The organism is Klebsiella quasivariicola (assembly GCF_002269255.1).
GTDB lineage: Bacteria > Pseudomonadota > Gammaproteobacteria > Enterobacterales > Enterobacteriaceae > Klebsiella > Klebsiella quasivariicola.
On record NZ_CP022824.1, the window covers coordinates 112,805 to 136,390 of the forward strand.

The window sequence follows — 23,586 nt, forward strand, 5'->3', positions numbered from 1 at the left end:
CCGGCACAGATGTATTGCCCACGTTATTCTCCGGTCCGTAGTAGGTGGCTCAATGTTTTTATGCTCATACTCACCCCCTGCGCCAGCAGCCAGTAGCTGACGATCAGCAAGGTATAAGGCAAGATATAGCTGTAGGTGTTAGCAACGATCTGACTCGTCGTCATGGTCAGTTCCGGTACGGTAATGATCGATGCGACGGCGCTCTCTTTAATCGTCAGAATGAACTGATTGCCCAACAGCGGTAGCGCAAAACGAACGGCCTGCGGCGTCTGGATATGCCAGAAACAGTGGACCGTAGAGATGTTGTTTGCCAGCGCCGCCTCTCGCTGTCCCGGCGGAATGGTGTTCCACGCGGCGCGAAAAATTTCGCCGAAATAGGCCGCGCTATACAGCGTCAACGACAGCAGCGTGGCGTCAACGGCGCTCAGCATGATGCCGATGGACGGTAGGCCAAAGTAGATAACGGCTAGCTGCGCCAGAAATGGCGTGCCGCGGATCACCCACACGTAGGCGCGCCACAGACGAAACGCCAGACCACGTCTGCCGCAGAGTCCGTTTAAGGCAAACCCCAACAGCATGCCGCCGCATGCGGCGCAGAGGCTTATCCACAGGGTCACGCCCAGGGCCTGAATGTAGGCTGGCAGGTATTGCGCGAGTTCCGTCATCGTTGTTCCCTCTGCCAGTGGCGTTCTGCCTGACGGCCCAACAGCGCCAGCAGGCTGGTCAGCAGTAGATAGACCAGAGCCACGGCCAGATAGACCTGCAGCGGCTGGTACGTAGATGAGGCCAGTTGCTGGCCCACGCGCATCAGATCCGTCAGCGCGATGACCGACACCACCGCAGAGGCTTTGATCACATCAATCAGCTCGGAAATCAGTGACGGCAGCGTAGTACGGACAACCTGCGGTACCTGGATGCGCCATAAAATCTGCCGTGGGCTCAGCCCGCAAATCGCGGCGGCTTCCAGTTGACCTGGGGTGATGCTGGCGAAACCACTTTTCAGAATTTGCGATTGATAGGCCGCCGTGTTCAGCGTTAATGCCAGCGTGGCGGCGGCAAAGCCGGGAATGTCGATCCCTAATTGTGACGGTAAATAAAAGCAGAGCAGCAGTTGAGCCAGAACCGGGGTCCCGCGAAACAGACTGACCCATCCATGGGCCGTCATGCGGTAAATCGGTAACGGACTGGTCGACATCCGCCATACGCCAATACCCACCAGAAAGCCGGCGACCATCGCTGTCAGGCAGAGCGCTGCGGTGGTGAGTGCTCCCTGCATCAGCATCGGAAGCCAGTGGATAAAGCTCGTCATGAAATCCGTCATCGTTTTCCACTCACAGCGCCGGTGCGGGCATTTCTGTTGCCGGAACGCTCATCGTGAAGCCGAACCATTTCTGCTGCAGTGCCTTCATGGTGCCGTCGCGATTGGCTTCAATGATCCCGTCAGCGATCAGTTTTACCAGAGCGGCGCTGTCGGCATCTTTACGCCCGACCCAGCCAAAGAAGGTCTGTGGCCCTATCATTTCCGGCAGTGTGGCAAAAACGCCCGGGCGGGTTTTAATCAGCGGACCCAGGTTCGAGAGCGACTGGGCGACGCCATCAAGACGGCGGGATGCCAGATCGGCATAGGCTTCATCAAACGCGACATACTGTTTGATCTCTTTGATGCCCGGTTTGCCGCTGGCGCGTAGCGCCTGATCGAAGGATTGCAGCACCTGCAACTGACCGGAACCGGCCTGCGAGCCCACCACTTTGCCGCTCAGGTCATCCGGAGTTTTAATCGCGCTGTCCTCTGCTCTTTTGAGCAGTGCGACGGTAGATTCCGCCACCGGAGCGGTAAAACTGAAGCGTTCAATACGCTGTTTATTGACGGTGACGGCGGTCACCACGAAGTCAAATTTTTTCGCATCAAGCCCTGGCAGGATGCCTTGGAAAGGCAGATCCAGCTGTTTCACTTTCACGCCTGGTAATGATTTGGCAAAGATGTGGTTCATCAGGTCAACGTCGTAACCGACAATTTTGCCGTTATCAACGTACTCAAAGGGGGCGTATCGCGCTTCAGTGGCAACGGTGATCTCTTTTGCTTCTTTAATTCGTTCAAGCAGATCGGCGCTGAAAGCCGTAGAGCAAAAAAGGCAGGTGGAAATAAGCACGGGTAAAGAAAAACGATTTAGCTTCATGGCATGCTCCAATAAAGATATATGAACTACATGAAAGTTACTTGAATTTAATGAAAGCATGAAGCATGCCAATGACGTTAAAATCAGCCGTAAAATTTTTATCACTATGAAAAATAATATTTATTTTATGATGCAGCACTGGATGTGCTCTGTGCTGGTTTTTTGGTGATGGGGATATGTATGGTTATCATGCACTCAAATGGTGCTTTTTTGATTAAAAAGAGTGCAATCGCGACAGACGCGCTGCTTCCTGAATTCAACTCCGCTCCTGGCGCCAATCTGCCCCTGAACAGACCGTGAGGGACGATTTATACCCCTGCCCCGGCGGCCGCCTTTCAGCCTCCCGCTTCTCGTCAGATCCTGAAATTTGGCGATTCACTTAAACGCCGATATACATTATATAGATGGGTCTTCCCCGATCATGGTGGGAAGACTCAGAACGCCATATTCAGTTTTCCATAGTGGAACATCACTCCCAGCTTAAAGCGCTCCCGGTTCCTGTATCCTCTGGCTTTTATTCTCAGCAGTCTGATCTTGCTGTTCAGCGCCTCTGCATTACCATTCGAGACACGATGACGCATCGCATTCAGTATTCCATATAACCGTTTTTTGATGGTTTTCGCTGCGTTTTTCATCATCGGCACATCACATTCAGACGCCAGCGATATCCACTGCAACCAGTCATTCCTGCGTTCTGTGCTCCAGGGGCGATCCCAGATATTTTTGGCCAGCTCTTTCAGTGTCCAGCACTGGCTTGTCTGCTGCATCTGTTCCCGCAGCCACATCAGCTTTTCCTGCCGGGACTCAGTCATCCATTTGCCGCTGTACTGCCACAGGAAGCGGGTACCTTTGGCTTGACGGCGGCTTTCAACCGGAAGACGGGGATGTTCATTCTGGCGGGTTTTATCCATCACCTCACCCAGCTGTTTCGCTACGTGGAAGCGGTCAAAGGCGATTTTATCAACTGCACACGGTAAGTGGATGCGCGCGGCTCTTATATAGCCCGCATTCATGTCCATTGAGAGCGTTTTAATGGCCTGCAGCTGTCCGTCAATCAGGGTTATGAGGTAACCGGCAAGACTTTCCTTACCTCGATCATCCGTTAAAGCCAGCGCCTGCCCGTCACGATCGGAGATTACCGTTATATAACGATGTCCTTTTTTAAAAGCGACCTCGTCCACATTCATATGCCGGGCTGCTAACGGCTTTTTTATCCGTGCAAGACCTCGTTTAACCGCGCGGGTCATAATGCCGTCAACGGCATTCCAGCTCAGTTTGAGTTGTTTCCTGACTGCATCAACAGTTCTGATTTTCAGCCATCAAAGCACGAGTGATTCGAACAGCAGCGTATACCGGCTGCCGGGCTCCGCCCACGGAACAAGCAAAGTCTGACATCCATGCTTCGGACACATAACACGGGGCACACTGGCTTCAACTATTGTGGCGAACTGGCAGATATCGAGGTGGCGCCATTTACGATGCCGGTGATCGTGAACGGGGCAGGATTTCCCGCAGGCTGGACAGGTTAACTGAGTATTTTCAGCGATCCCGACAGTAACGGTAACAGAAGCGGCATTTTCATCGAGAGAAAGAGACTTTACCGCCACGGAGCTGACAAGTTGAGGATATGTGCATAGAGGGACTTTTCGTCCATGGTGGTGACCTCTGGCGATTTAATACGCCATTATCATGCCTTCAGCCACCACAACAAGGGAAGCCCCATATAAATACAGTTATATTGATTAACAGGAACCAAATCATGAGCAGGGAAAGATATAACCTTTCTATCGCAGTTTTCGTTTTAGTTCTCAGGGGAAATGAAATCTGCATGCTGCGACGAGCTAATACCGGTTGGATGGACGGGTGCTATAGCTTGCCTGCCGGTGGGCTTGAATATGGTGAAACACTTTCCTGTGCTGCTGCAAGAGAGTTGGCAGAAGAAACAGGTATCCACCGGGCGCTATGAGGCAACGTTCAGCGAGAAGCATTAATAAAGTAAATGATTGAACCTTATATCTATCATTTTCTGGATTCGCTGCAGGGGGCCGCGCATAACCTGAATCACTTCAAAGTGTAACTCTCAGGGTTCGAATGACTATATCTGACACATAGCAGCCAGAGTTGGGGTAGGCTGGTCCGCTCTAAGCGAGAAGAGGAAATCACAGTCGTTGTCACAACAGTTGAGAGTCAACTTAATTTGTGGTCTGTTACTCAACGGTGAGCAGGTCAAGCCTGTTTTTCAGTGTGACGACTCAACTAGATATCACCACGCACAGGCCCTATTTCGTCTCATGTTTCTCATCAAAGGGAGAAAAAACTTTTGATCTTGACCCTCCATCTCCGGACAGCTTTTGTATCTTAAGTTAACGATGTCCGCTGCCGCCGGTATTCCCTCGGGGAGTGATATCCCAGCGCGCTGTGCGGGTGGTTTTCATTGTAATGCGTGAACGCTACTGCAAGGTTTCGCAGTGCTGTTCTCACATCCGGTTTTGGCATGAACGCGATATAGTCTTCTTTCATCGTTTTCACGAACCGTTCGGCCATGCCATTACTCTGCGGGCTGCTCACCGCTGTTGTGCAGGGCTCCAGATTCAGCTCTCTCGCGAACCTCCGCGTTTCATACGCGGTATACGCTGAACCGTTATCCGTCAGCCACTGCACCGCTGTGTCGGGCAACCTGTCGCCGAAGCGCTTTTCCACCGACCTCAGCATCACATCCTGCACGGTCGAACTGTCATAGCCTCCCGTGCTTGCTGCCCAGTCTGTGGCCTCACGGTCGCAGCAGTCCAGCGCGAACGTTACCCGCAGTTTTTCGCCGTTGTCGCAGCCGAACTCGAAGCCATCTGAACACCAGCGCATATCGCTTTCTGCCACCGCTATCTTGCCCTTATGTTCACGCTTCGGTCGCTCTGGTTTGTGATGCAACAACAACAGGTTATGCTCGCTCATTATCCTGTAAAGCCGTTTGGCATTCACAGGTGGCTGTCCCTCTGTGCGACGTTGCTTGCGCAGGATGCCCCACACGCGTCGATAACCATAACTCGGCATATCGCTGATAATGTTGAGGATAGCCGACAGTATTTCTGCGTCTGCTTCTTCATTACGCCGGTTACAGCGCCTGTCCTGCCAGTCGGCAGAACGGTTAATCCGCAGTGACAGTTGCGCACGCGACACGCCCATGGTCCGGCTGACCAAGGCTATTCCCCGTCCTTTGGCAACAAGGGCGCGTGCGCTATCCATTTTCGCGACTGACCGTACTCCACGGCTTCTTTCAGGATCTCAACTTCCATCGTCTTCTTGCCCAGAAGGCGCTGAAGCTCCCGGACCTGCTTCAGAGCAGCAGTAAGCTCAGAAGCAGGAACGACGTCCTCTCCAGCCGCAACGGCGGTGAGGCTGCCTTCCTGATATTGCTTCTTCCACTTAAACAGCAGGCTGGGCTGGATACCATGCAGGCGGGCGACATGGGAGACATTCATACCCGGCTCCATCGTCTGCTGGATAATGGCGATCTTCTCCTGAGGAGTTTTACGTTTACGGACTTCTTGCCCTAACAGGATCCCGGTCATCTCAAAATTGGCGTTAGTGTTAGACATATATTCAAGCCTATCTCTTATCTGGAGATACAGCTACTGTCTGGTGTTTCAGGGGGCTACATCAAGTAAAAATGGCCGCTATCTCTCATGGCGCAGTTCAAATTCGTTCAACTGCTCTAACGCTTTCGCCACACTCTGGAACATCAGATGTTTTTCCTCATGCTTCTGTGACAGCCGAGAAACGAAGGTAAACACACTTCCGCTTCTCTCAGGCCAGCAGTCGTCATAAAGTGCAGGTATCAACATCTTTCTTGCTTGATGCTGCAATGCAGGAGTCGTCAGACTACAGATGTACGTTCGTACTTCAAACTGTCTTCCAGGTGTTTTGTCTAGAAAAAGTACCACATCAGATTCACTCACCCAGTGCGACAATCCGAAGCGCAGTGCCGGATAACCTTCCCAATGATTAAGTGCCGTTGTGACCTCATAACCACGATCAGAAAAGTGCTCTGTCAGAAACCGTAGGCCTTCCTCCTGAAGTGATTTCACCACAGCATTTTTCAGTAACACCGCTTCCTGAATATTACGCAAATTTTCGAGAACGAAGGTTTCTGTCTCTGCTGCAATCGTATTTTTACCCATCAGTGTCTCCAGATGTAGAATGAATTCGCGCAGCAAAACCTGCCATTTATTGAGCGGGGAAGAAATACATGCCATGCCGAGCCTGGGCGACAGAACAGAAATAAACATACTGTAGCTTATTCCTGTCCAACCGGCTGGAGCCAGTCCTTCCGGCGACAGAACCACCAGGAACGGTTTCTTATCTGGATGTTTTTGCTCCAGATACCCACTGTAATCATTGAAAGGATTGTTCAATTGGTGCCAGATTTTATTCTCCAACACCATGGCCCATTCTTTCGACTCAAGTAGCAAATCGATTCGAGTTCCTTTCTGGGTCATAACCTCACGGGCTGGTGGAGAGAGAAGTGATGCATCAACATGGGCTGGCAGGAATTCCAGAAGGGCCCCAATAACCAGTGTATTCAGTCCATGGGGCGCATCCGGATCAATAAAGAAAGCGAGTAAATCGCTGACAGGGTTTTCATAGTGTCCACGGGCACCAACCGAAAATATATTGGTCTCACTTTTTTCAGCAACAGGCAGTGATTTGAGGCGAGTCAGTAATTCTTCCAGAGCAGGCAGGTCCATTGGTTTCTCCGCAGCGGTTTTCCCTATCCAGAAACATACCAACAAAAAGAGCCTTGGCATAGGGAGGCCTGTCTGCCCGCTGGCATTGGGTGCACGATAATTGCGGTGGATTTCAAAGTTAACAGTCCGCTTCGTGCTGTGAGCTCAACAGGTCGATGCAACGCTATCCTATTCCTTTCGCCGTATTAAAAGCCTCACACTCAGCGAATACAGAAAAACTATGCGTTTAAAAAAGAATGAATTATCTCCTTAGCGTGGTTTTTACACGATTGCCCCTCAAACCCCGATAACGACTCCTGCGCAGTTATACGTCCTTCAACACCGACCTCTTCGCGACCCGGCACACGCGCTGGAAGGTGAACACATCGGCCAGGTAGTGAACACGCACCGGAGCTAAGCGTGTCGGAGAACGTTATCCTTTCACGTTCTCCGCGATCGTCGCCACCGACTCGCGCAGCTTCATCTCCACCTGATACGTTTGCCACGAGACAGGTAAATCTGTCTCACGTATGCGCCTGAAAAGCAGCTCGGCTGCATGTACGCCCATATGGTGAATCGGCTGCGCAACGGTGGAAATGCGCGGGGTGGTGAGCGTCAGCCAGTCGAGTTCGTCGAAGGCGAAGAAAGAGAGCTTTTGCGGCACAGCGATGCCGCGCTCACGCACCGCGCGCCAGGCGCCCTGGGTCATGACGTTATCCACCGCGAAAACTGCCGTGGGCGCGGCGGCGTCCAGCACAGCCAGTGTCTCTTCAAACGCGTGCTGGGCGCAATATTTGCCAGTGCGGCGGATTAAGGTTTTCTCCACCGCCACGCCCGCTTCATGGTGCGCTAGCAGGTAGCCGAGCAGGCGCGCGCCGCTTGAGTTAAGCCGGTCGGCGTTGATCGTCGAAAACTTCTCCGGCTCCAGCGCCAGTTGCGTATCGTAGTCCGAGCTTAACTCAGTGATGATGGCGATGCGACGATGGCCGCAGCTTAGCAGGTAGCGCGTAGCTTCGCGGCTGGCATGTACGTTGTCGATAAGCACCGCGTCGGCGGCCAGCGTCGGCAGCTTACGGTCGAGCAGCACCACCGGAATACCTTGGGCGATAGCCTGGTCTAGGTGGTGGCAATTGTTTATATCAGCAGGCGAGACGATAAGCCCGTCCACCTGTTTCTCCAGCAGAATGCGCACCGCCTCCTGCTCGCGCGGCACGTCTTCGTCGCTGCTGGTGATAAGCACGCCGAACTCGTGGCGACGGGCGATATCGCTGATGCCGCGCAACGCCTCGGCGAAAAAAGGGTTGCTGATGTCAGCGCCCACCACGCCGATGGTCTGGCTTTTGCCGGTGATCATCGCCCGCGCTACCTGGTTTGCCACATAGCCCAGCTCTTCAGCAGCGCGTATGATTTTTTCACGCAGCTCCTCGCTGACATATCCGTAACCTCCCAGCGCCCGGCCAGCCGCCGCGGTGGAAACCCCCGCCTTGCGCGCCACGTCTTTCACGGTGATTCGGTTATTTTTTTTGTTCATAAGAAGTTTTGTCTGCTCCGCTTTTCAGTTCCCGGAGGTTATCGATTTCCGGCAAAATCATAAGAAAAAGATCATTGACAATTTTTTAACACCGGCGAATTATTCACCGTGTGATAACGTTCTCTCATTTTAGGATAATCCACCCGCTGCTGCAAATCACGGGTTTATTTTGCAGATGAACTGATAACGTTATCACATCCATTACAACCGAGACGGACAGGTAAACCAACATGACGCAAAACACCACAGTTTCACTGCCGCTGCGCCCGCTGGAAGCGGACTTCATCCCGACACTTGAGAAAGTGCTGGGACAGAAAAACGCCATCGCTGGCATCGCAGAGGCCGCCGCCTCCCGCCCGCTGAAAGATATCTATTTCGTCGGCTGCGGCGGCTCGTTCTCTTCTTCCGTGCATGCCCACGCCCTGCTCTGCCGCCACAGCAAAAAGCTACAGGCGTGGAACCTGAACGCGGCGGAGTTTATGGCGCAGCCCCCTGCCCGTCTGGGAGCGTCGTCGCTGGTGATCCTCTCATCGCACTCCGGCGCCACGCCGGAAACGGCGCAGGCGGCGCTCTTTGCGAAATCTTACGACGCGTATGTGGTCTCGCTAAGCCAGGAGCTGAACACGCCGCTCGCCAATACCGCCGACACCGCGCTGGTTTACTACAGCCCGCGTACCGTGACGCCGGGCAAACAGCTTCTGCTGCTGCAACTGGTGATTGAACTGCTGGAGCACGTGGATAACCTAGACGTCAGCGCCTGGCGCGACGCCCTGCCCGCCCTGCCTGCGGCGCTGCAACAGTACCTCGATAAACAAGAAGCCGTCGGCGACGCCATTGCGAAATCCATCGCTCAGGGCGGCGATATTTACGTGACCGCCGCTGGCGCTAACTACGGCGCGGCCTACACGCTTTCCTACTGTTATCTGATGGAGATGCAGTGGCGCAACGCCACCCCGGTGCTGGCGGGTGATTTCTGCCACGGCCCATTTGAGATGATTTTGCCGGGCGCACACCTGGTGGTGTTCCACGCCGATGACGACAGTCGCGCCATGACGCAGCGAGCCATCGACTTTGCCCGCCGCTATACCGAAAACGTCCATGTGTTTGACGCCGCTGGCTTTAGCCTGCCGGGCGCAGCGCCAGAAGTGAAAGCACGCTTTGCCGCCATCGCGCTGGGCCTGATGGGCACGCGTCTTGCAGATCACCTGGAGCATCACACCGGCCACTCTCTCGATGACCGCCGTTACATGTACAAAGTGGAATATTGATAACTATGCGAATTTGTGGAGTGGGTGACAACGTGATTGACCGCTACCTGCACTGCGACCTGATGTTCGCGGGCGGCAACGCGCTTAACTTTGCGGTTTTTGGCCGCCAGGCCGGGGCGCAGGCCGCCTACCTCGGCATCACCGGCAACGATATTCCGGCGGGCGTGATTCGCCACGCGCTTTGCGCTGAAGGAGTAGACATCAGTCGCGTGCGGATCAACGAAAGCTTTAACGCGCTTTCGCAAATCGATATCGACGCCGACGGCAACCGCTTTTTCGTCGGTTCCGTGCCGCCGCCTTACCAGCTGCGGCTGAGCGAGGCGGACCTGGCGTGGCTTGCGGACTTCGACCTGCTGCACACCAGCGATTACAGCGGGCTGGAAGCACAGCTTCCCCAGCTTGCCGCCTGCGCGCCGCTCTCGTTCGACTTCGGCTCGCGCGACGACGCCTGGGCCGAGCCGCTACTGCGCTGGGTGCAGGTCGCCACCTTTTCGCGCAGTGGCAGCGCGCCGCAGGCGATTGAAACGCTGATCGCCAACGCGCACGCGGCGGGTGTCGCCACCGTGCTGGTCACGCAGGGCGCGGACGGCGCGATTATCAGCCACCGGGGCAAACGCCACCGCCAGCCCGCGCTGCCGACGCAGATTGTCGACAGCCTCGGCGCGGGGGATGCATTTATCGCCACACTGCTGGTGAAGCTTGGTCAGGGATCAACGCTTGCCGACGCAGCGAACGATGCGGCCCTTGCCTCGGCGAGGGTTTGCGAACGCCTCGGTGCATTCGGCAGCGGCGTGCCGCTAACGCCGCTACCGCAGGAGGCAAAACAACAACCGTAGTCGCAATGCTATAACGCACCGCCGCAGGCGGGCTGCAATCCAACCTTTTTTACGTGGAGCAAGACATGAAGATGAAAACCTTAGCCTGTTCAGTAGCGCTGCTGGCCGCAATCTCGCTTGCCTTACCCGCCGGGGCCGCCGAAAAGCTGGTGGTCGGCACCGAAGCCAACGGCATTCCCATCTCCTTTCTGAACCCGAAAACCCATGAGCTGGACGGCTTTATGCTGGATATCGCCCGCCAGGCCGCAAAGCACGCGGGTTATGAGGTGGAGTTTAAAGCGATGGATTTCTCAGCGCTTATTCCGGCGCTGCGCACCGGCAAGATAGACCTTATCGCCACCGGCATGTATATCACCGAGCCGCGCAAGAAAGTGATCGATTTCACCACGCCTGTGTATAGCTACGGCGAAGGGATGATCGTGCGTAAAGAGGACACTAAAGACTACACCTCCTTTAAAGAGTTGCCTGGCGCGGTAGCGGGCGCGCAGATGGGCACGATTTTTATCGAGCCCCTTAAGCAGGCCAACATCTTCAAGGATGTGAAAGCTTACGACACCCTCACCGGCATCATGAAAGACGTGAACGCCGGGCGCATCAAAGCGGGCTTTGGCGATACCCCTTCCATGGCCTATTACCTCTCGCTTGGCGAATATCCCAACGTGCGGCTGGTGAAGAGCTACAAGCCGGTACTGCCAGGCTCGCTCGGGCTTGGCGTGCGTAAGGACGAAGAGCAGCAGTTGGCGAAGCTTAACGAAGCTATCGCCACCATGCAGAGCAACGGCGAGATTACGGCGCTGCTGGAAAAGTGGAAGCTTAATTAAAACAAGGGGGCGTAGCCCCTGATACCCCGTGACAGGAACTGCGATGAACGACTTTTTTACCTTCAGCGCCACCGCCCTCCCCATCCTGGTGGAGGGGGTGAAATACACGGTACTGGTTACCTTTTGTTCGCTTATCCTCTCGACCCTGCTCGGGCTGACGTGGGCGCTGATGCGTCTATCGGCCCACCGTCCGCTGCGCCTGGTGAGCGGTGCGGTGGTTAACGTGCTGCGCGGCATCCCGATGCTGGTTCAGCTTTTCTATATCTACTTTGTACTGCCCGATATCGGTATCGAAATGTCGGCGCTGACTGCCGCCATTATCGGCCTCGGCATCGCCTATTCAGTTTACCAGGCGGAGGATTTTCGCGCCGGCATTCAGGCTATCGACAAGGGGCAGATCGAGGCGGCGCAGACGCTTGGCATGTCTAAGCGCCTGATGATGCGCCGCGTTATCCTGCCGCAGGCCATCAAGATTATCTGGCCCTCATACGGCAACACCATGGTGATGATGCTCAAGGACAGTTCGCTCGCCTCCACCATCACCGTGGCGGAACTTTCCCTGCAAGGGAAGCTGCTCGCCTCGGCGACATTTCAGAACACCACCGTTTTCACGCTGGTCGCCCTGCTCTATCTGGTAATGTGCTGGCCGCTGATGTGGCTGTGCCGCCGGGTGGAACATGCCATGAACAAGCGTCGGAGCCACTGATGATTGAATATCGCAATGTCCATAAAAGTTACGGCGCGGTACACGTGCTGAACGGCATCAACCTGACCATCAACCGCCAGGAGGTGGTTTGCATCATCGGCCCTTCAGGCTCCGGCAAGTCGACCCTGTTGCGCTGCATCAACGGGCTTGAGAACTACCAGAGCGGCGAGATTATTTTCGACGGCGTGCAGGTGGACGGCAGCGAGCGCGCGCTAAGTCAGGTGCGCGGCGAGGTGGCGATGGTCTTCCAGCGCTTTAACCTCTTCCCGCACCGCACGGTGCTGGAGAACGTCACCGAAGGGCCGATTTACGTCAAAGGCGAGCGCCCCGGCCCCGCGCGGGAATATGGCATGGAGCTGCTTAAACAGGTGGGGATGGACCACAAGGCGCATTCATACCCGCAGGATCTTTCCGGCGGCCAGCAGCAACGCGTGGCGATAGCCCGTGCGCTCGCGATGCGCCCGCGAGCCATTTTGTTCGACGAACCCACCTCGGCGCTTGATCCGGAGCTGGTGGGCGACGTGCTGAAAGTGATGCGCGAGCTGGCGAATCAGGGCAGGACGATGGTGGTGGTGACCCACGAAATCGCCTTCGCCCGCGAAGTGGCCGACCGCGTGGTGTTTATCGACGGCGGTGTGGTGACCGAAGAAGGCCCGGCGCGCCAGGTGCTTACCAACCCTTCCCACCCGCGCACCCGCGAGTTTTTACAACGTGTACTCAACCCCATCAGCGAGGAATAATGATGCTTAACGCCAGCCATATCTGCGCCACCAACTTTACCTATTCGCACTATCGGCTGAACCACTGCCTGGACGATGTCGCCGCGCTCGGCGTGCAGTGGTTTGAACTATGGGGCGTTGCGCCGCACCTGCATATCGACACCGTGCAGGAAGCGGACCTGCAGGCGCTCAGGCGGGAGCTGGCGGAGCGCGAGCTTAAGCTCGCCTGTTTCACGCCGGAGCAGTGTGTCTACCCGGTTAATATCGCCGCCGAAAACCCGCTGCAGCGGGAGTACAGCATTAACTATTTTCGCCGCAGCCTGGAGATATGCGAAAGCCTTGAGTCGCCTCTACTGTTTATGACGCCAGGCTGGGGTTATGAAGAGGATAAGCCCGCGGAGGCGCGCAGCCGCGCGGTGGACGCCCTGGCGCAACTGGCGCACCTCGCGGAAAGCCGTGGCGTGACGCTGGTGCTGGAAGTGTTGCAGCCGCGCGAAAGCAACCTCGCCAGCACCGTGCATGAGCTGGCGTCTCTGGTTAACGAAGTCAGTTCGCCTGCGCTCGACGCGGCGCTGGATATCGTCGGCATGGCGGTGGGCGGCGACAGCGTGACCGATTACCTCAACGCCTTTGGGCCAAAACTGCGCCACTGCCATTTTATCGACGGAACCCCTGCGGGCCATCTGGCGCTCGGCGACGGCAACCTGCCGCTGAAAAGCTACCTCAGCGAACTTCGTGAAGGCGGCTATAACGGTCTGTTGTCGCTTGAGATAGCTGGTGGGCGCTACTGGCAGGAGCCGCTAGAGCCGATGCGCCAGAGCATTACGTTCCTGCGCGACGCGCTCGCATGATAGCGCGAAGCGGCGCGGCCATGCTGCCTGCACGCAAAAGCGAGAGCCTGCTGTTGCTGGTAACTCTCTGTGCCGGGGCAGGCTGGATCTTCTCTAAAGAGGCACTTGGCGCGCTGCCTCCGGTCTTTTTTATCGCCGTGCGCTTTCTGGCGGGCGGTCTGCTGCTGGGCCTGGCGGTGCCCGCAGCCGACCGACGCGAATGGCGGCGCAGCCTGTGGCCAGCCTTCGCCATCGGCAGCCTGATTTGCGGCTCGATGATGTGCTGGATTGTGGCGCTGCATCTTACCACCGCGCTGGGCGTTGGCGCGTTTCTCACCTGCCTCGGGCCGCTGTTGGTGCCGTTCGCAGGATGGCTGCTGTTCCGCCAGGCGCTGTCGAAGCGCATCGGGCTCGCCATGCTGCTCGCCCTACCCGGCATTGCGCTGCTGGTGGGTAACAGCTTTCTCCAGTGGCGGTTCGAGGCGGGCCAGTTCTGGTTTTTTGGTGCGGCGGCGATTTTCGCCTTTTACTTCAGCCTGAATAATCGCTTCGCCACCGACCATCCGGTGGTGCTATTCGCCGCCATGCAGATGATCGCGGTGGGCCTGCTGGCGTTGCCGGTGAGCCTGTGGCTGGAGCCGTGGCCTGGCGAGCTCAACGCGGCTGGTTGGACATGGCTTGCGCTCAGCATTCTCATTCCCACCTGCTTGCGCTTCTTTTTGCAAAACTATGCGCAGCGGCTAGCCTATACGCTCAACGGAGGGCTCATCATGCTGATGGAGCCAGTGTGGGCGGCCATTTTCTCGGCGCTATGGTATGGCGAAGTGATGACGCTGTCGCAGGTGGGCGGCGCGCTGCTTATCCTGCTGGCGCTGACGGTCGCCAGAGAGCGTCACGTCAGCGCCTGACCCTCGCCTGCGGGCGAGGGTGTTGGCGGCATTTCCGGTCATATAGACGGTACGACTCAGCGTTACCGGAAAGGTATTCTGACGGCTCCGGGTACCGTCCGCGAACGCCGTTTCACTGGTGTCCCCCACCCGTCCCGGGACTCGTTCATACCAATATGGAACTGCGCCGCGGCAGACCTCTCCCAGTCGGCACGGGGGTCGGAATACATCTCTCCCAGACTGTTATATGCCCTGGATGAAATCGTAAATAACTGCCCGGTATTGTGGAAGGTGCGAACAAGTTCCTGATATGAGATCATCATATTCATCCGGAGCGCATCCCAGAGGGACATCATGAGCCATCAACTCACCTTCGCCGATAGTGAATTCAGCACTAAGCGCCGTCAGACCCGAAAAGAGATTTTCCTCTCCCGCATGGAGCAGATTCTGCCATGGCAGAATATGACCGCTGTCATCGAGCCGTTTTATCCCAAGGCGGGCAATGGCCGACGGCCCTATCCGCTGGAGACCATGCTGCGTATTCACTGCATGCAGCATTGGTACAACCTGAGCGACGGTGCCATGGAAGATGCCCTGTACGAAATCGCCTCCATGCGCCTGTTTGCCCGATTATCCCTGGATAGCGCCCTGCCGGATCGCACCACCATCATGAATTTCCGCCACCTGCTCGAGCAGCATCAACTGGCCCGTCAATTGTTCAAGACCATCAATCGCTGGCTGGCCGAAGCAGGCGTCATGATGACCCAAGGCACTTTGGTGGATGCCACCATCATTGAGGCACCCAGCTCTACCAAGAACAAAGAGCAGCAACGCGATCCGGAGATGCATCAGACCAAGAAAGGCAATCAGTGGCACTTTGGCATGAAGGCCCACATTGGTGTCGATGCCAAGAGTGGCCTGACCCACAGCCTAGTCACCACCGCGGCCAACGAGCATGACCTCAATCAGCTGGGTAATCTGCTTCATGGAGAGGAGCAATTTGTCTCAGCCGATGCCGGCTACCAAGGAGCGCCACAGCGCGAGGAGCTGGCCGAGGTGGATGTGGACTGGCTGATCGCCGAGCGTCCCGGCAGGGTAAAAACCTTGAAGCAGCATCGGGGTCTGAGGGCCAATGGAACGAAAACGTACGCTAAGGAAATAACCAATTGTTATAATTGATATTATTCATTCTTCTCTATGAACTGAAAGCCCGCACTAAGCAATGTTTTAGCCTCAAATGACTTTTTTACCTACCCAACTAACGTAACGATCGCACATCAGGTCGTTTTTCAACCGCATAGTGACACCTGCACTCACATGCGAGAAAACACATATGATTTTGACTTCTTGTTTTGGTGGAGAGACAATACCCATTCATAGCAGGAGTACATAATGCCAGAAATTGCATCCCTACAACTTTTCAAAATACTATCTGATGAAACCCGCCTGGGTATCGTGCTACTGCTCAGGGAGATGGGGGAGCTGTGCGTATGCGATCTCTGCACAGCGCTGGAACAATCACAACCCAAGACCTCCCGCCATCTGGCGATGCTTCGGGAAAGTGGCCTGTTGCTGGATCGCAAGCAGGGGAAATGGGTTCATTATCGCTTATCCCCGCATATTCCTTCCTGGGCTGCCCTGGTGATTGAGCAGGCCTGGTTAAGTCAACAGGACGACGTACAGGCCATCGCCCGTAAGCTGGCATCGGCCAACTGCTCTGGCAGCGGTAAGGCTGTTTGTATCTAAAAATTTTGCCTGTACATATATGTTTTTGCGAATATGAGGTGTTAAAGATGAAAATGTTAACGGTGTTTGATCCGGCGATGTGCTGCAGTACCGGCGTTTGTGGTTCAGATGTCGATCAGGTTTTGGTCAATTTTTCTGCTGATGTGCAATGGCTGAAAGGGCGTGGGGTTCAGATCGAACGTTATAACCTGGCGCAGCAGCCTATGAGCTTCGTTGAGAACGAAAAAGCGAAAGCATTCCTTGAGGCTTCTGGAGCTGAAGGGCTTCCGCTGCTGTTGCTTGATGGTGAAACGGTGATGGCCGGGCGATACCCAAAACGCGCTGAACTGGCTCGCTGGTTTGGTATACCGCTGGAAAAGGTGGGTTTAGCTTCCACCAGTTGCTGTGGTGGTAAAACTTCCTGTTGTTGAGTATGTCAGGAGGACATATGAAATTCTTAGAGAATATCCCGTCTTACCTGTTTTTCACCGGTAAGGGAGGTGTAGGCAAAACTTCGATTTCCTGCGCAACGGCTATACGTCTGGCTGAACTGGGAAAGCGTGTTCTGCTTGTCAGTACCGACCCGGCTTCCAATGTCGGTCAGGTATTCGATCAGACTATCGGTAACACTATCCAGCCCGTGACTGCTGTGTCTGGTCTTTCGGCTCTGGAGATTGACCCGCAGGACGCCGCCCAGCAATACCGCGCCAGAATCGTTGACCCTATTAAAGGTCTTTTGCCTGATGACGTTGTTAACAGCATCAGTGAACAGCTTTCAGGAGCTTGTACGACAGAGATCGCTGCATTCGACGAGTTTACTGGCTTACTGACTGACGCTTCTCTGCTGACCCGCTTTGATCACATCATTTTTGATACTGCCCCAACTGGCCACACTATTCGCCTTCTTCAGCTTCCCGGAGCCTGGAGCAGCTTCATCGAAAGTAACCCGGATGGTGCTTCCTGTCTTGGTCCAATGGCTGGGCTGGAAAAACAACGCGAGCAATATGCTCATGCGGTTGAGGCATTATCCGATCCTGAACGAACTCGCCTTGTGCTGGTCGCGCGATTGCAAAAATCAACACTGCAGGAAGTCGCTCGTACTCATGACGAATTATCAGCTATTGGCCTTAAAAATCAGTATTTAGTCATTAACGGTGTCCTGCCTGCGAGCGAAGCAGAACGTGATGCACTGGCCGCTGCAATATGGCAACGGGAGCAAGAGGCGCTGGCAAATCTTCCTGCCGGGTTATCTGATTTGCCGACAGACAACTTATACCTGCAGCCGCTGAACATGGTTGGTGTATCCGCATTGAAAGGCCTGCTCAACGAACACGCTGAGATAACATCGCTTCCTGAACAAAGCCCACAGAACAAGCCAGAGAATATGTCGTTGTCTGTCCTGGTTGATGATATCGCCCGCAGTGAACACGGTTTGATTATGCTGATGGGCAAAGGTGGTGTGGGCAAAACCACAATGGCTGCGGCTATCGCCGTCAGTCTGGCGGATAAGGGTTTTGATGTGCATCTCACCACCTCAGATCCTGCTGCACATCTCAGTACAACGCTCAATGGCAGCCTCAAAAATCTGCAGGTCAGCCGAATCAACCCTCACGATGAAACTGAACGCTATCGTCAGCATGTTCTTGAGACGAAAGGCAGGGATCTGGATGAGGCTGGGAAACGGCTGCTCGAAGAGGATTTACGTTCTCCTTGCACAGAAGAGATTGCGGTGTTCCAGGCGTTTTCACGCGTAATTCGTGAAGCTGGCAAACGGTTTGTGGTCATGGATACGGCACCTACCGGGCATACGCTATTACTGCTTGATGCTACCGGGGCTTATCACCGTGAGATTGCCAGGAAGATGGGGGATAAAGGTCATTTTACCACTCCGATGATGCAGCTTCAGGACCAGGAACGTACCAAAGTTTTGCTGGTCACTCTGCCTGAAACCACACCTGTACTGGAAGCGGCAAACCTGCAGTCCGATCTTGAACGTGCGGGGATTCATCCCTGGGGCTGGATTATCAATAACAGCCTTTCGATTGCACAGACGCAATCGCCGCTGCTTTGCCAGCGCGCCCTACAAGAGCGTCCTCAAATCGAGGTTGTGAAAAACCAGCATGCAAGCCGCATAGCGTTAGTACCGGTAATGGCTGCAGAGCCCACTGGCATCGAGAAACTCAGAGAGCTGGTTGTTTAATTTTTTTTGTATATACAGGGCGGCAAAGCCGTCCTGTCTGGAGGATTTATGTTACTGGCAGGCGCTATTTTTGTCCTGACCATCGTTTTGGTTATCTGGCAACCGAAGGGATTAGGGATCGGCTGGAGTGCGACGCTGGGCGCGGTACTGGCGCTGATCTCTGGCGTAGTCCATTTTGGTGATATCCCTGTAGTGTGGAATATTGTCTGGAATGCGACGGCGACCTTTATTGCCGTGATTATTATCAGCCTTCTGCTCGATGAATCGGGCTTTTTCGAATGGGCGGCGCTGCACGTTTCACGTTGGGGTAACGGTCGCGGGCGTTTGCTGTTTACCTATATCGTTTTGCTCGGCGCAGCGGTGGCGGCACTGTTTGCCAACGATGGTGCGGCATTGATTCTGACGCCAATTGTTATCGCCATGCTGCTTGCATTAGGTTTCAGCAAAGGCACTACGCTGGCATTTGTCATGGCCGCCGGGTTTATTGCCGATACGGCCAGTCTGCCGCTTATCGTGTCCAACCTGGTTAACATCGTTTCTGCAGACTTCTTTGGGCTGGGTTTCACTGAGTATGCGTCGGTAATGGTGCCGGTGGATATCGCAGCCATTATCGCCACGCTGGTGATGCTGCATCTGTTCTTCCGCAAAGATATTCCGCCAACTTACGACCTGGCTCTCCTGAAAGCACCGGCAAAAGCGATTAAAGATCTGGCAACCTTCAGAACCGGCTGGATAGTGTTGATCCTTCTTCTGGTTGGCTTTTTCGTCCTTGAGCCGTTGGGTATCCCGGTCAGTGCGATTGCTGCTGTAGGGGCTGTCATTCTGTTTGCGGTGGCGAAGCGAGGCCATGCCATTAACACTGGCAAAGTGCTTCGCGGTGCGCCATGGCAGATCGTCATATTCTCTCTGGGAATGTATCTGGTGGTCTATGGTCTGCGTAATGCCGGACTAACAGAATACCTCTCCGGTGTGTTGAACGTGCTGGCAGATAAAGGACTTTGGGCCGCGACGTTTGGTACTGGCTTCCTGACGGCTTTCCTCTCTTCCATCATGAACAATATGCCTACCGTGCTGGTTGGTGCTCTCTCTATTGATGGCAGCACTGCAACAGGCGTTATCAAAGAGGCGATGATTTTTGCCAACGTGATTGGCTGCGATCTTGGACCGAAAATTACACCTATTGGTAGCCTGGCAACGTTGCTCTGGCTGCATGTCCTTTCACAGAAGAACATGACCATCACATGGGGATACTATTTCCGCACCGGGATCGTCATGACTCTGCCTGTGCTGTTTGTAACGCTGGCCGCGCTGGCGCTACGTCTCTCTTTCACTTTGTAATGAGATACTGATATGAGCAACATCACCATTTATCACAACCCAGCCTGCGGCACGTCGCGTAATACGCTGGAGATGATCCGCAACAGCGGTATCGAGCCGACCGTTATTCTTTACCTTGAGACTCCACCTTCACGCGATGAGCTGCTCAAACTCATTGCGGATATGGGCATTTCCGTCCGGGCTTTGCTGCGTAAGAACGTCGAGCCGTATGAGGAACTGGGTCTTGCAGAAGATAAATTTACTGACGACCAGCTCATCGACTTTATGCTACAGCATCCGATTCTGATCAACCGTCCGATCGTAGTGACGCCACTGGGAACTAAACTTTGCCGTCCTTCAGAGGTTGTTCTCGATATCCTTCCAGATGCCCAGAAAGCGGCTTTCACCAAGGAAGACGGTGAAAAAGTCGTTGATGATTCAGGTAAAAGACTGAAATAAAGACGAAGGGGGCATTTGCCCCCTTCATTATTACTTCGCCATTTCTTCCAGCAGGTCAATACCAACCGGCTCTTCGCTCTGTAGCGCTGTTAATGCAATACGCTTTGCATACTGCTCTTCCACATCAGAGATGAGAGGCAGCTCGCGGTTCGCCCTGATCTTCAGGGGCACTGTTGCAAATAGTCGGTGGTGATAAACTTATCATCCCCTTTTGCTGATGGAGCTGCACATGAACCCATTCAAAGGCCGGCATTTTCAGCGTGACATCATTCTGTGGGCCGTACGCTGGTACTGCAAATACGGCATCAGTTACCGTGAGCTGCAGGAGATGCTGGCTGAACGCGGAGTGAATGTCGATCACTCCACGATTTACCGCTGGGTTCAGCGTTATGCGCCTGAAATGGAAAAACGGCTGCGCTGGTACTGGCGTAACCCTTCCGATCTTTGCCCGTGGCACATGGATGAAACCTACGTGAAGGTCAATGGCCGCTGGGCGTATCTGTACCGGGCCGTCGACAGCCGGGGCCGCACTGTCGATTTTTATCTCTCCTCCCGTCGTAACAGCAAAGCTGCATACCGGTTTCTGGGTAAAATCCTCAACAACGTGAAGAAGTGGCAGATCCCGCGATTCATCAACACGGATAAAGCGCCCGCCTATGGTCGCGCGCTTGCTCTGCTCAAACGCGAAGGCCGGTGCCCGTCTGACGTTGAACACCGACAGATTAAGTACCGGAACAACGTGATTGAATGCGATCATGGCAAACTGAAACGGATAATCGGCGCCACGCTGGGATTTAAATCCATGAAGACGGCTTACGCCACCATCAAAGGTATTGAGGTGATGCGTGCACTACGCAAAGGCCAGGCCTCAGCATTTTATTATGGTGATCCCCTGGGCGAAATGCGCCTGGTAAGCAGAGTTTTTGAAATGTAAGGCCTTTGAATAAGACAAAAGGCTGCCTCATCGCTAACTTTGCAACAGTGCCAAATAGCGCGCCAGCTGCACGTCATTGGGTTCTGCAACATAGCGACCATAATTCAGTTCCTGCTCAGTGGTCAGAAAATCGACGGGCATACCGGCCTCCCTGCCTGATGGTCATGAATTAACAATTTCGCAACCGTCCGAAATATTATAAATTCTCGGACACACTAAAATGGTGTTGTCTAGGTGTCTATTAAATCGATTTTTTGTTATAACAGACACCCACTGTCCGATATTTGATTTAGGATACATTTTTATGCGACTTTTTGGTTACGCACGGGTATCAACAAGCCAGCAGTCCCTCGATATTCAGATCAAGGGGCTTAAAGAGGCGGGGGTGAAAGCCAGTCGCATATTTACCGACAAAGCATCCGGCAGTTCTACCGACAGGAAAGGACTGGATCTGCTGCGAATGAAGGTGGAGGAAGGTGACGTCATCCTGGTGAAGAAACTCGACCGGCTTGGCCGCGACACTGCCGATATGATCCAACTGATAAAAGAATTCGACGCTCAGGGAGTCGCGGTCCGATTCATAGACGACGGGATCAGCACCGACGGTGAAATGGGGAAAATGGTTGTGACCATTCTTTCAGCTGTAGCCCAGGCCGAACGCAGGAGGATTCTGGAGCGTACGAACGAAGGACGGCAGGAGGCCAGGCTGAAAGGTATCCGGTTTGGCCGAAAGCGCATCATCGACAGAAATAGTGTACTGGCACTTCATCAGCAGGGAACTGGTGCAACAGATATTGCCCGCCGGCTCAGTATTGCCCGTTCCACTGTTTATAAAATTCTGGAAGATGAGAGCCGGGTTAATCTGAGCAAAATTTGAGGACGAACATGAGTGATGTAAAGGCATTCAACAATTGCATGAGTGTGTTCTGGCGACAGCATGAAGCCGAATTCTCTCGCTTTCTGACATCGAAGACAGGTGATAGCGAAAAAGCAGCAGACCCGGAGAAGACGAAGGTGATTATCGTGACGCTTGCCGAAACGACACCTGTACTGGAAGCCGCTAACCTGCAGCGGGATCTACGCCGAGCTGGCATCGAGCCGTGGGCATGGGTCGTTAATAACAGCCTGGCAGCTGCTCAACCGTCTTCGCCTTTCCTGAAGAGGCACTGTTGCAAAGTTAGCGATGAGGCAGCCTTTTGTCTTATTCAAAGGCCTTACATTTCAAAAACTCTGCTTACCAGGCGCATTTCGCCCAGGGGATCACCATAATAAAATGCTGAGGCCTGGCCTTTGCGTAGTGCACGCATCACCTCAATACCTTTGATGGTGGCGTAAGCCGTCTTCATGGATTTAAATCCCAGCGTGGCGCCGATTATCCGTTTCAGTTTGCCATGATCGCATTCAATCACGTTGTTCCGGTACTTAATCTGTCGGTGTTCAACGTCAGACGGGCACCGGCCTTCGCGTTTGAGCAGAGCAAGCGCGCGACCATAGGCGGGCGCTTTATCCGTGTTGATGAATCGCGGGATCTGCCACTTCTTCACGTTGTTGAGGATTTTACCCAGAAACCGGTATGCAGCTTTGCTGTTACGACGGGAGGAGAGATAAAAATCGACAGTGCGGCCCCGGCTGTCGACGGCCCGGTACAGATACGCCCAGCGGCCATTGACCTTCACGTAGGTTTCATCCATGTGCCACGGGCAAAGATCGGAAGGGTTACGCCAGTACCAGCGCAGCCGTTTTTCCATTTCAGGCGCATAACGCTGAACCCAGCGGTAAATCGTGGAGTGATCGACATTCACTCCGCGTTCAGCCAGCATCTCCTGCAGCTCACGGTAACTGATGCCGTATTTGCAGTACCAGCGTACGGCCCACAGAATGATGTCACGCTGAAAATGCCGGCCTTTGAATGGGTTCATGTGCAGCTCCATCAGCAAAAGGGGATGATAAGTTTATCACCACCGACTATTTGCAACAGTGCCAAGATTGCGGCGTAAAGAATGTCCGCCCCTGGCACAAAGCAGACGTTAAGACTTACAGCATCGGGAAACTTCTGGATGCCGCGTCAGCGGCATGGAGGCGCCAGATGAGGTTACATGTGTCTGTGGAGTCAAATGGCGCCGAAAGCCCGGCGTAGCCGGTTACCTGGCTATAAACTCTGCCACCCTACCCCCTGCCCTGATTAGCCTTAACCCGCTAACAGCAATGAAGAAGTCAAAGTAATCCCTTTTAACCCCGGTGAGCGGGCTTTACGGCGTTTACGACGTAAAGGGCGTGATTTCCGGGGCCTTAGCGGCGGCAGCTTGCTGCTGACGCTTAGGGGGATGTTCATCAACTATCTCAGCGACACCAGGGAACTTAACACGGTAGTTGCAAAGCTATACCCGCTAAAAATGTCTCAGATGCCTCTGTACGCGGTCGCAGTGGTCCCGACAAGGCGACAGCCGTAGTCGGG

22 protein-coding genes and 3 pseudogenes are annotated in these 23,586 nt (G+C 54.4%); 17 read left to right on the forward strand and 8 right to left on the reverse strand.

Annotated elements, in window-relative coordinates; translation table 11 throughout:
* Nucleotides 1–23: 23 nt before the first annotated feature.
* From B8P98_RS28470 to B8P98_RS28485, 4 genes and pseudogenes are all read right to left on the reverse strand, one after another.
* Entirely contained in the window at nucleotides 24–665 is a 642-nt protein-coding gene (locus B8P98_RS28470; RefSeq protein WP_032432503.1) for an amino acid ABC transporter permease, read from the reverse strand.
* The gene (locus tag B8P98_RS28475; RefSeq protein WP_032432501.1) at nucleotides 662–1,321 is read right to left on the reverse strand and encodes an amino acid ABC transporter permease; all 660 of its coding nucleotides are present in this window, start codon (nucleotides 1,319–1,321) and stop codon (nucleotides 662–664) included. The genes B8P98_RS28470 and B8P98_RS28475 overlap by 4 nt, the downstream gene beginning before the upstream one ends.
* 10 nt (nucleotides 1,322–1,331) lie before the next feature.
* Nucleotides 1,332–2,177: a transporter substrate-binding domain-containing protein gene (locus B8P98_RS28480; protein ID WP_032432500.1), complete on the reverse strand. Its 846-nt coding sequence runs from the start codon at nucleotides 2,175–2,177 to the stop codon at nucleotides 1,332–1,334.
* A 434-nt stretch (nucleotides 2,178–2,611) separates the two neighbouring features.
* Nucleotides 2,612–3,831, reverse strand: a pseudogene (locus B8P98_RS28485) (ISL3 family transposase).
* 105 nt (nucleotides 3,832–3,936) lie between these two features.
* Here B8P98_RS28485 and B8P98_RS28490 point away from each other — a divergent pair.
* Nucleotides 3,937–4,143: an NUDIX domain-containing protein gene (locus B8P98_RS28490; RefSeq protein ID WP_223176988.1), complete on the forward strand. Its 207-nt coding sequence runs from the start codon at nucleotides 3,937–3,939 to the stop codon at nucleotides 4,141–4,143.
* Nucleotides 4,144–4,535: 392 nt separating this feature from the next.
* On the opposite strand, the gene B8P98_RS28495 is transcribed toward B8P98_RS28490, so the two are convergent.
* The 3 genes from B8P98_RS28495 to B8P98_RS28505 form a co-directional block, all read right to left on the reverse strand.
* Nucleotides 4,536–5,743, reverse strand: a protein-coding gene (locus B8P98_RS28495) for an IS3 family transposase (RefSeq protein WP_087788032.1) whose coding sequence is annotated in 2 segments (ribosomal slippage) — nucleotides 4,536–5,422 and nucleotides 5,422–5,743 — 1,209 coding nt in all. Because the reading frame shifts where the segments join, the coding sequence is not laid out codon by codon here.
* A gap of 105 nt (nucleotides 5,744–5,848) precedes the next feature.
* Nucleotides 5,849–6,919, reverse strand: coding sequence for a PD-(D/E)XK nuclease family protein (locus tag B8P98_RS28500; protein WP_003031962.1), 1,071 nt, complete (start codon nucleotides 6,917–6,919; stop codon nucleotides 5,849–5,851).
* Between the two features lie 412 nt (nucleotides 6,920–7,331).
* Nucleotides 7,332–8,429: a LacI family DNA-binding transcriptional regulator gene (locus B8P98_RS28505; protein WP_003031960.1), complete on the reverse strand. Its 1,098-nt coding sequence runs from the start codon at nucleotides 8,427–8,429 to the stop codon at nucleotides 7,332–7,334.
* Between the two features lie 230 nt (nucleotides 8,430–8,659).
* On the opposite strand from B8P98_RS28505, the gene B8P98_RS28510 reads away from it, so the two are divergent.
* The 16 genes and pseudogenes from B8P98_RS28510 to B8P98_RS32100 form a co-directional block, all read left to right on the forward strand.
* Entirely contained in the window at nucleotides 8,660–9,697 is a 1,038-nt protein-coding gene (locus B8P98_RS28510) for an SIS domain-containing protein (protein ID WP_003031958.1), read from the forward strand.
* A 5-nt stretch (nucleotides 9,698–9,702) separates the two neighbouring features.
* Nucleotides 9,703–10,533: a PfkB family carbohydrate kinase gene (locus B8P98_RS28515; protein WP_032432493.1), complete on the forward strand. Its 831-nt coding sequence runs from the start codon at nucleotides 9,703–9,705 to the stop codon at nucleotides 10,531–10,533.
* Nucleotides 10,534–10,598: 65 nt separating this feature from the next.
* Entirely contained in the window at nucleotides 10,599–11,354 is a 756-nt protein-coding gene (locus B8P98_RS28520; RefSeq protein WP_086523282.1) for an ABC transporter substrate-binding protein, read from the forward strand.
* Nucleotides 11,355–11,397: 43 nt separating this feature from the next.
* On the forward strand, nucleotides 11,398–12,060 hold the full coding sequence (locus B8P98_RS28525; RefSeq protein ID WP_003031955.1) for an amino acid ABC transporter permease: 663 nt from the start codon (nucleotides 11,398–11,400) through the stop codon (nucleotides 12,058–12,060).
* A complete protein-coding gene (locus B8P98_RS28530) occupies nucleotides 12,060–12,800 on the forward strand; it encodes an amino acid ABC transporter ATP-binding protein (RefSeq protein ID WP_003031954.1) in 741 nt (246 codons plus the stop codon). The genes B8P98_RS28525 and B8P98_RS28530 overlap by 1 nt, the downstream gene beginning before the upstream one ends.
* Nucleotides 12,800–13,630 (forward strand): sugar phosphate isomerase/epimerase family protein, encoded by an 831-nt coding sequence (locus B8P98_RS28535; RefSeq protein ID WP_003031953.1) that lies wholly within the window; start codon nucleotides 12,800–12,802, stop codon nucleotides 13,628–13,630. Before B8P98_RS28530 ends, B8P98_RS28535 begins: the two co-directional genes overlap by 1 nt.
* A gap of 20 nt (nucleotides 13,631–13,650) precedes the next feature.
* Entirely contained in the window at nucleotides 13,651–14,517 is an 867-nt protein-coding gene (locus tag B8P98_RS28540; protein WP_086523281.1) for a DMT family transporter, read from the forward strand.
* A gap of 333 nt (nucleotides 14,518–14,850) precedes the next feature.
* Nucleotides 14,851–15,612, forward strand: a pseudogene (locus B8P98_RS28550) (IS5-like element ISKpn26 family transposase); the annotation flags it as partial.
* A gap of 276 nt (nucleotides 15,613–15,888) precedes the next feature.
* Nucleotides 15,889–16,242, forward strand: coding sequence for an As(III)-sensing metalloregulatory transcriptional repressor ArsR (gene arsR, locus B8P98_RS28555; protein ID WP_001114073.1), 354 nt, complete (start codon nucleotides 15,889–15,891; stop codon nucleotides 16,240–16,242).
* A 47-nt stretch (nucleotides 16,243–16,289) separates the two neighbouring features.
* Complete coding sequence (gene arsD, locus B8P98_RS28560) at nucleotides 16,290–16,652, forward strand: arsenite efflux transporter metallochaperone ArsD (RefSeq protein ID WP_000783215.1); 363 nt, start codon at nucleotides 16,290–16,292, stop codon at nucleotides 16,650–16,652.
* Between the two features lie 17 nt (nucleotides 16,653–16,669).
* Entirely contained in the window at nucleotides 16,670–18,421 is a 1,752-nt protein-coding gene (gene arsA, locus B8P98_RS28565) for an arsenite efflux transporter ATPase subunit ArsA (protein WP_001556710.1), read from the forward strand.
* A gap of 48 nt (nucleotides 18,422–18,469) precedes the next feature.
* Nucleotides 18,470–19,759 carry an arsenite efflux transporter membrane subunit ArsB gene (gene arsB, locus B8P98_RS28570; RefSeq protein WP_000922630.1) on the forward strand — a complete coding sequence of 430 codons (1,290 nt, stop codon included), beginning with the start codon at nucleotides 18,470–18,472 and terminating at the stop codon, nucleotides 19,757–19,759.
* A 12-nt stretch (nucleotides 19,760–19,771) separates the two neighbouring features.
* On the forward strand, nucleotides 19,772–20,197 hold the full coding sequence (arsC, locus tag B8P98_RS28575; RefSeq protein ID WP_000065758.1) for a glutaredoxin-dependent arsenate reductase: 426 nt from the start codon (nucleotides 19,772–19,774) through the stop codon (nucleotides 20,195–20,197).
* Between the two features lie 229 nt (nucleotides 20,198–20,426).
* Nucleotides 20,427–21,131: an IS6-like element IS26 family transposase gene (locus B8P98_RS28585; RefSeq protein WP_001067855.1), complete on the forward strand. Its 705-nt coding sequence runs from the start codon at nucleotides 20,427–20,429 to the stop codon at nucleotides 21,129–21,131.
* A 304-nt stretch (nucleotides 21,132–21,435) separates the two neighbouring features.
* Nucleotides 21,436–22,008 carry a recombinase family protein gene (locus B8P98_RS28595; protein ID WP_001556711.1) on the forward strand — a complete coding sequence of 191 codons (573 nt, stop codon included), beginning with the start codon at nucleotides 21,436–21,438 and terminating at the stop codon, nucleotides 22,006–22,008.
* A 119-nt stretch (nucleotides 22,009–22,127) separates the two neighbouring features.
* A pseudogene (locus B8P98_RS32100) lies at nucleotides 22,128–22,400 on the forward strand (hypothetical protein); the annotation flags it as partial.
* Here B8P98_RS32100 and B8P98_RS28605 read toward each other — a convergent pair.
* Nucleotides 22,346–23,050, reverse strand: a complete 705-nt coding sequence (locus B8P98_RS28605; protein WP_001067855.1) for an IS6-like element IS26 family transposase — start codon at nucleotides 23,048–23,050, stop codon at nucleotides 22,346–22,348. The pseudogene B8P98_RS32100 and the gene B8P98_RS28605 sit on opposite strands and share 55 nt — an antisense overlap.
* Nucleotides 23,051–23,586 lie beyond the last annotated feature (536 nt).

Bases quoted from the DNA above. Each gene is read 5' to 3' on its own strand.
- B8P98_RS28470 (WP_032432503.1), bottom strand. From the start codon at position 665: ATGACGGAACTCGCGCAATACCTGCCAGCCTACATTCAGGCCCTGGGC.
- B8P98_RS28475 (WP_032432501.1), bottom strand. From the start codon at position 1,321: ATGACGGATTTCATGACGAGCTTTATCCACTGGCTTCCGATGCTGATG.
- B8P98_RS28480 (WP_032432500.1), bottom strand. From the start codon at position 2,177: ATGAAGCTAAATCGTTTTTCTTTACCCGTGCTTATTTCCACCTGCCTT.
- B8P98_RS28490 (WP_223176988.1), top strand. From the start codon at position 3,937: ATGAGCAGGGAAAGATATAACCTTTCTATCGCAGTTTTCGTTTTAGTT.
- B8P98_RS28500 (WP_003031962.1), bottom strand. From the start codon at position 6,919: ATGGACCTGCCTGCTCTGGAAGAATTACTGACTCGCCTCAAATCACTG.
- B8P98_RS28505 (WP_003031960.1), bottom strand. From the start codon at position 8,429: ATGAACAAAAAAAATAACCGAATCACCGTGAAAGACGTGGCGCGCAAG.
- B8P98_RS28510 (WP_003031958.1), top strand. From the start codon at position 8,660: ATGACGCAAAACACCACAGTTTCACTGCCGCTGCGCCCGCTGGAAGCG.
- B8P98_RS28515 (WP_032432493.1), top strand. From the start codon at position 9,703: ATGCGAATTTGTGGAGTGGGTGACAACGTGATTGACCGCTACCTGCAC.
- B8P98_RS28520 (WP_086523282.1), top strand. From the start codon at position 10,599: ATGAAGATGAAAACCTTAGCCTGTTCAGTAGCGCTGCTGGCCGCAATC.
- B8P98_RS28525 (WP_003031955.1), top strand. From the start codon at position 11,398: ATGAACGACTTTTTTACCTTCAGCGCCACCGCCCTCCCCATCCTGGTG.
- B8P98_RS28530 (WP_003031954.1), top strand. From the start codon at position 12,060: ATGATTGAATATCGCAATGTCCATAAAAGTTACGGCGCGGTACACGTG.
- B8P98_RS28535 (WP_003031953.1), top strand. From the start codon at position 12,800: ATGATGCTTAACGCCAGCCATATCTGCGCCACCAACTTTACCTATTCG.
- B8P98_RS28540 (WP_086523281.1), top strand. From the start codon at position 13,651: ATGCTGCCTGCACGCAAAAGCGAGAGCCTGCTGTTGCTGGTAACTCTC.
- arsR (WP_001114073.1), top strand. From the start codon at position 15,889: ATGCCAGAAATTGCATCCCTACAACTTTTCAAAATACTATCTGATGAA.
- arsD (WP_000783215.1), top strand. From the start codon at position 16,290: ATGAAAATGTTAACGGTGTTTGATCCGGCGATGTGCTGCAGTACCGGC.
- arsA (WP_001556710.1), top strand. From the start codon at position 16,670: ATGAAATTCTTAGAGAATATCCCGTCTTACCTGTTTTTCACCGGTAAG.
- arsB (WP_000922630.1), top strand. From the start codon at position 18,470: ATGTTACTGGCAGGCGCTATTTTTGTCCTGACCATCGTTTTGGTTATC.
- arsC (WP_000065758.1), top strand. From the start codon at position 19,772: ATGAGCAACATCACCATTTATCACAACCCAGCCTGCGGCACGTCGCGT.
- B8P98_RS28585 (WP_001067855.1), top strand. From the start codon at position 20,427: ATGAACCCATTCAAAGGCCGGCATTTTCAGCGTGACATCATTCTGTGG.
- B8P98_RS28595 (WP_001556711.1), top strand. From the start codon at position 21,436: ATGCGACTTTTTGGTTACGCACGGGTATCAACAAGCCAGCAGTCCCTC.
- B8P98_RS28605 (WP_001067855.1), bottom strand. From the start codon at position 23,050: ATGAACCCATTCAAAGGCCGGCATTTTCAGCGTGACATCATTCTGTGG.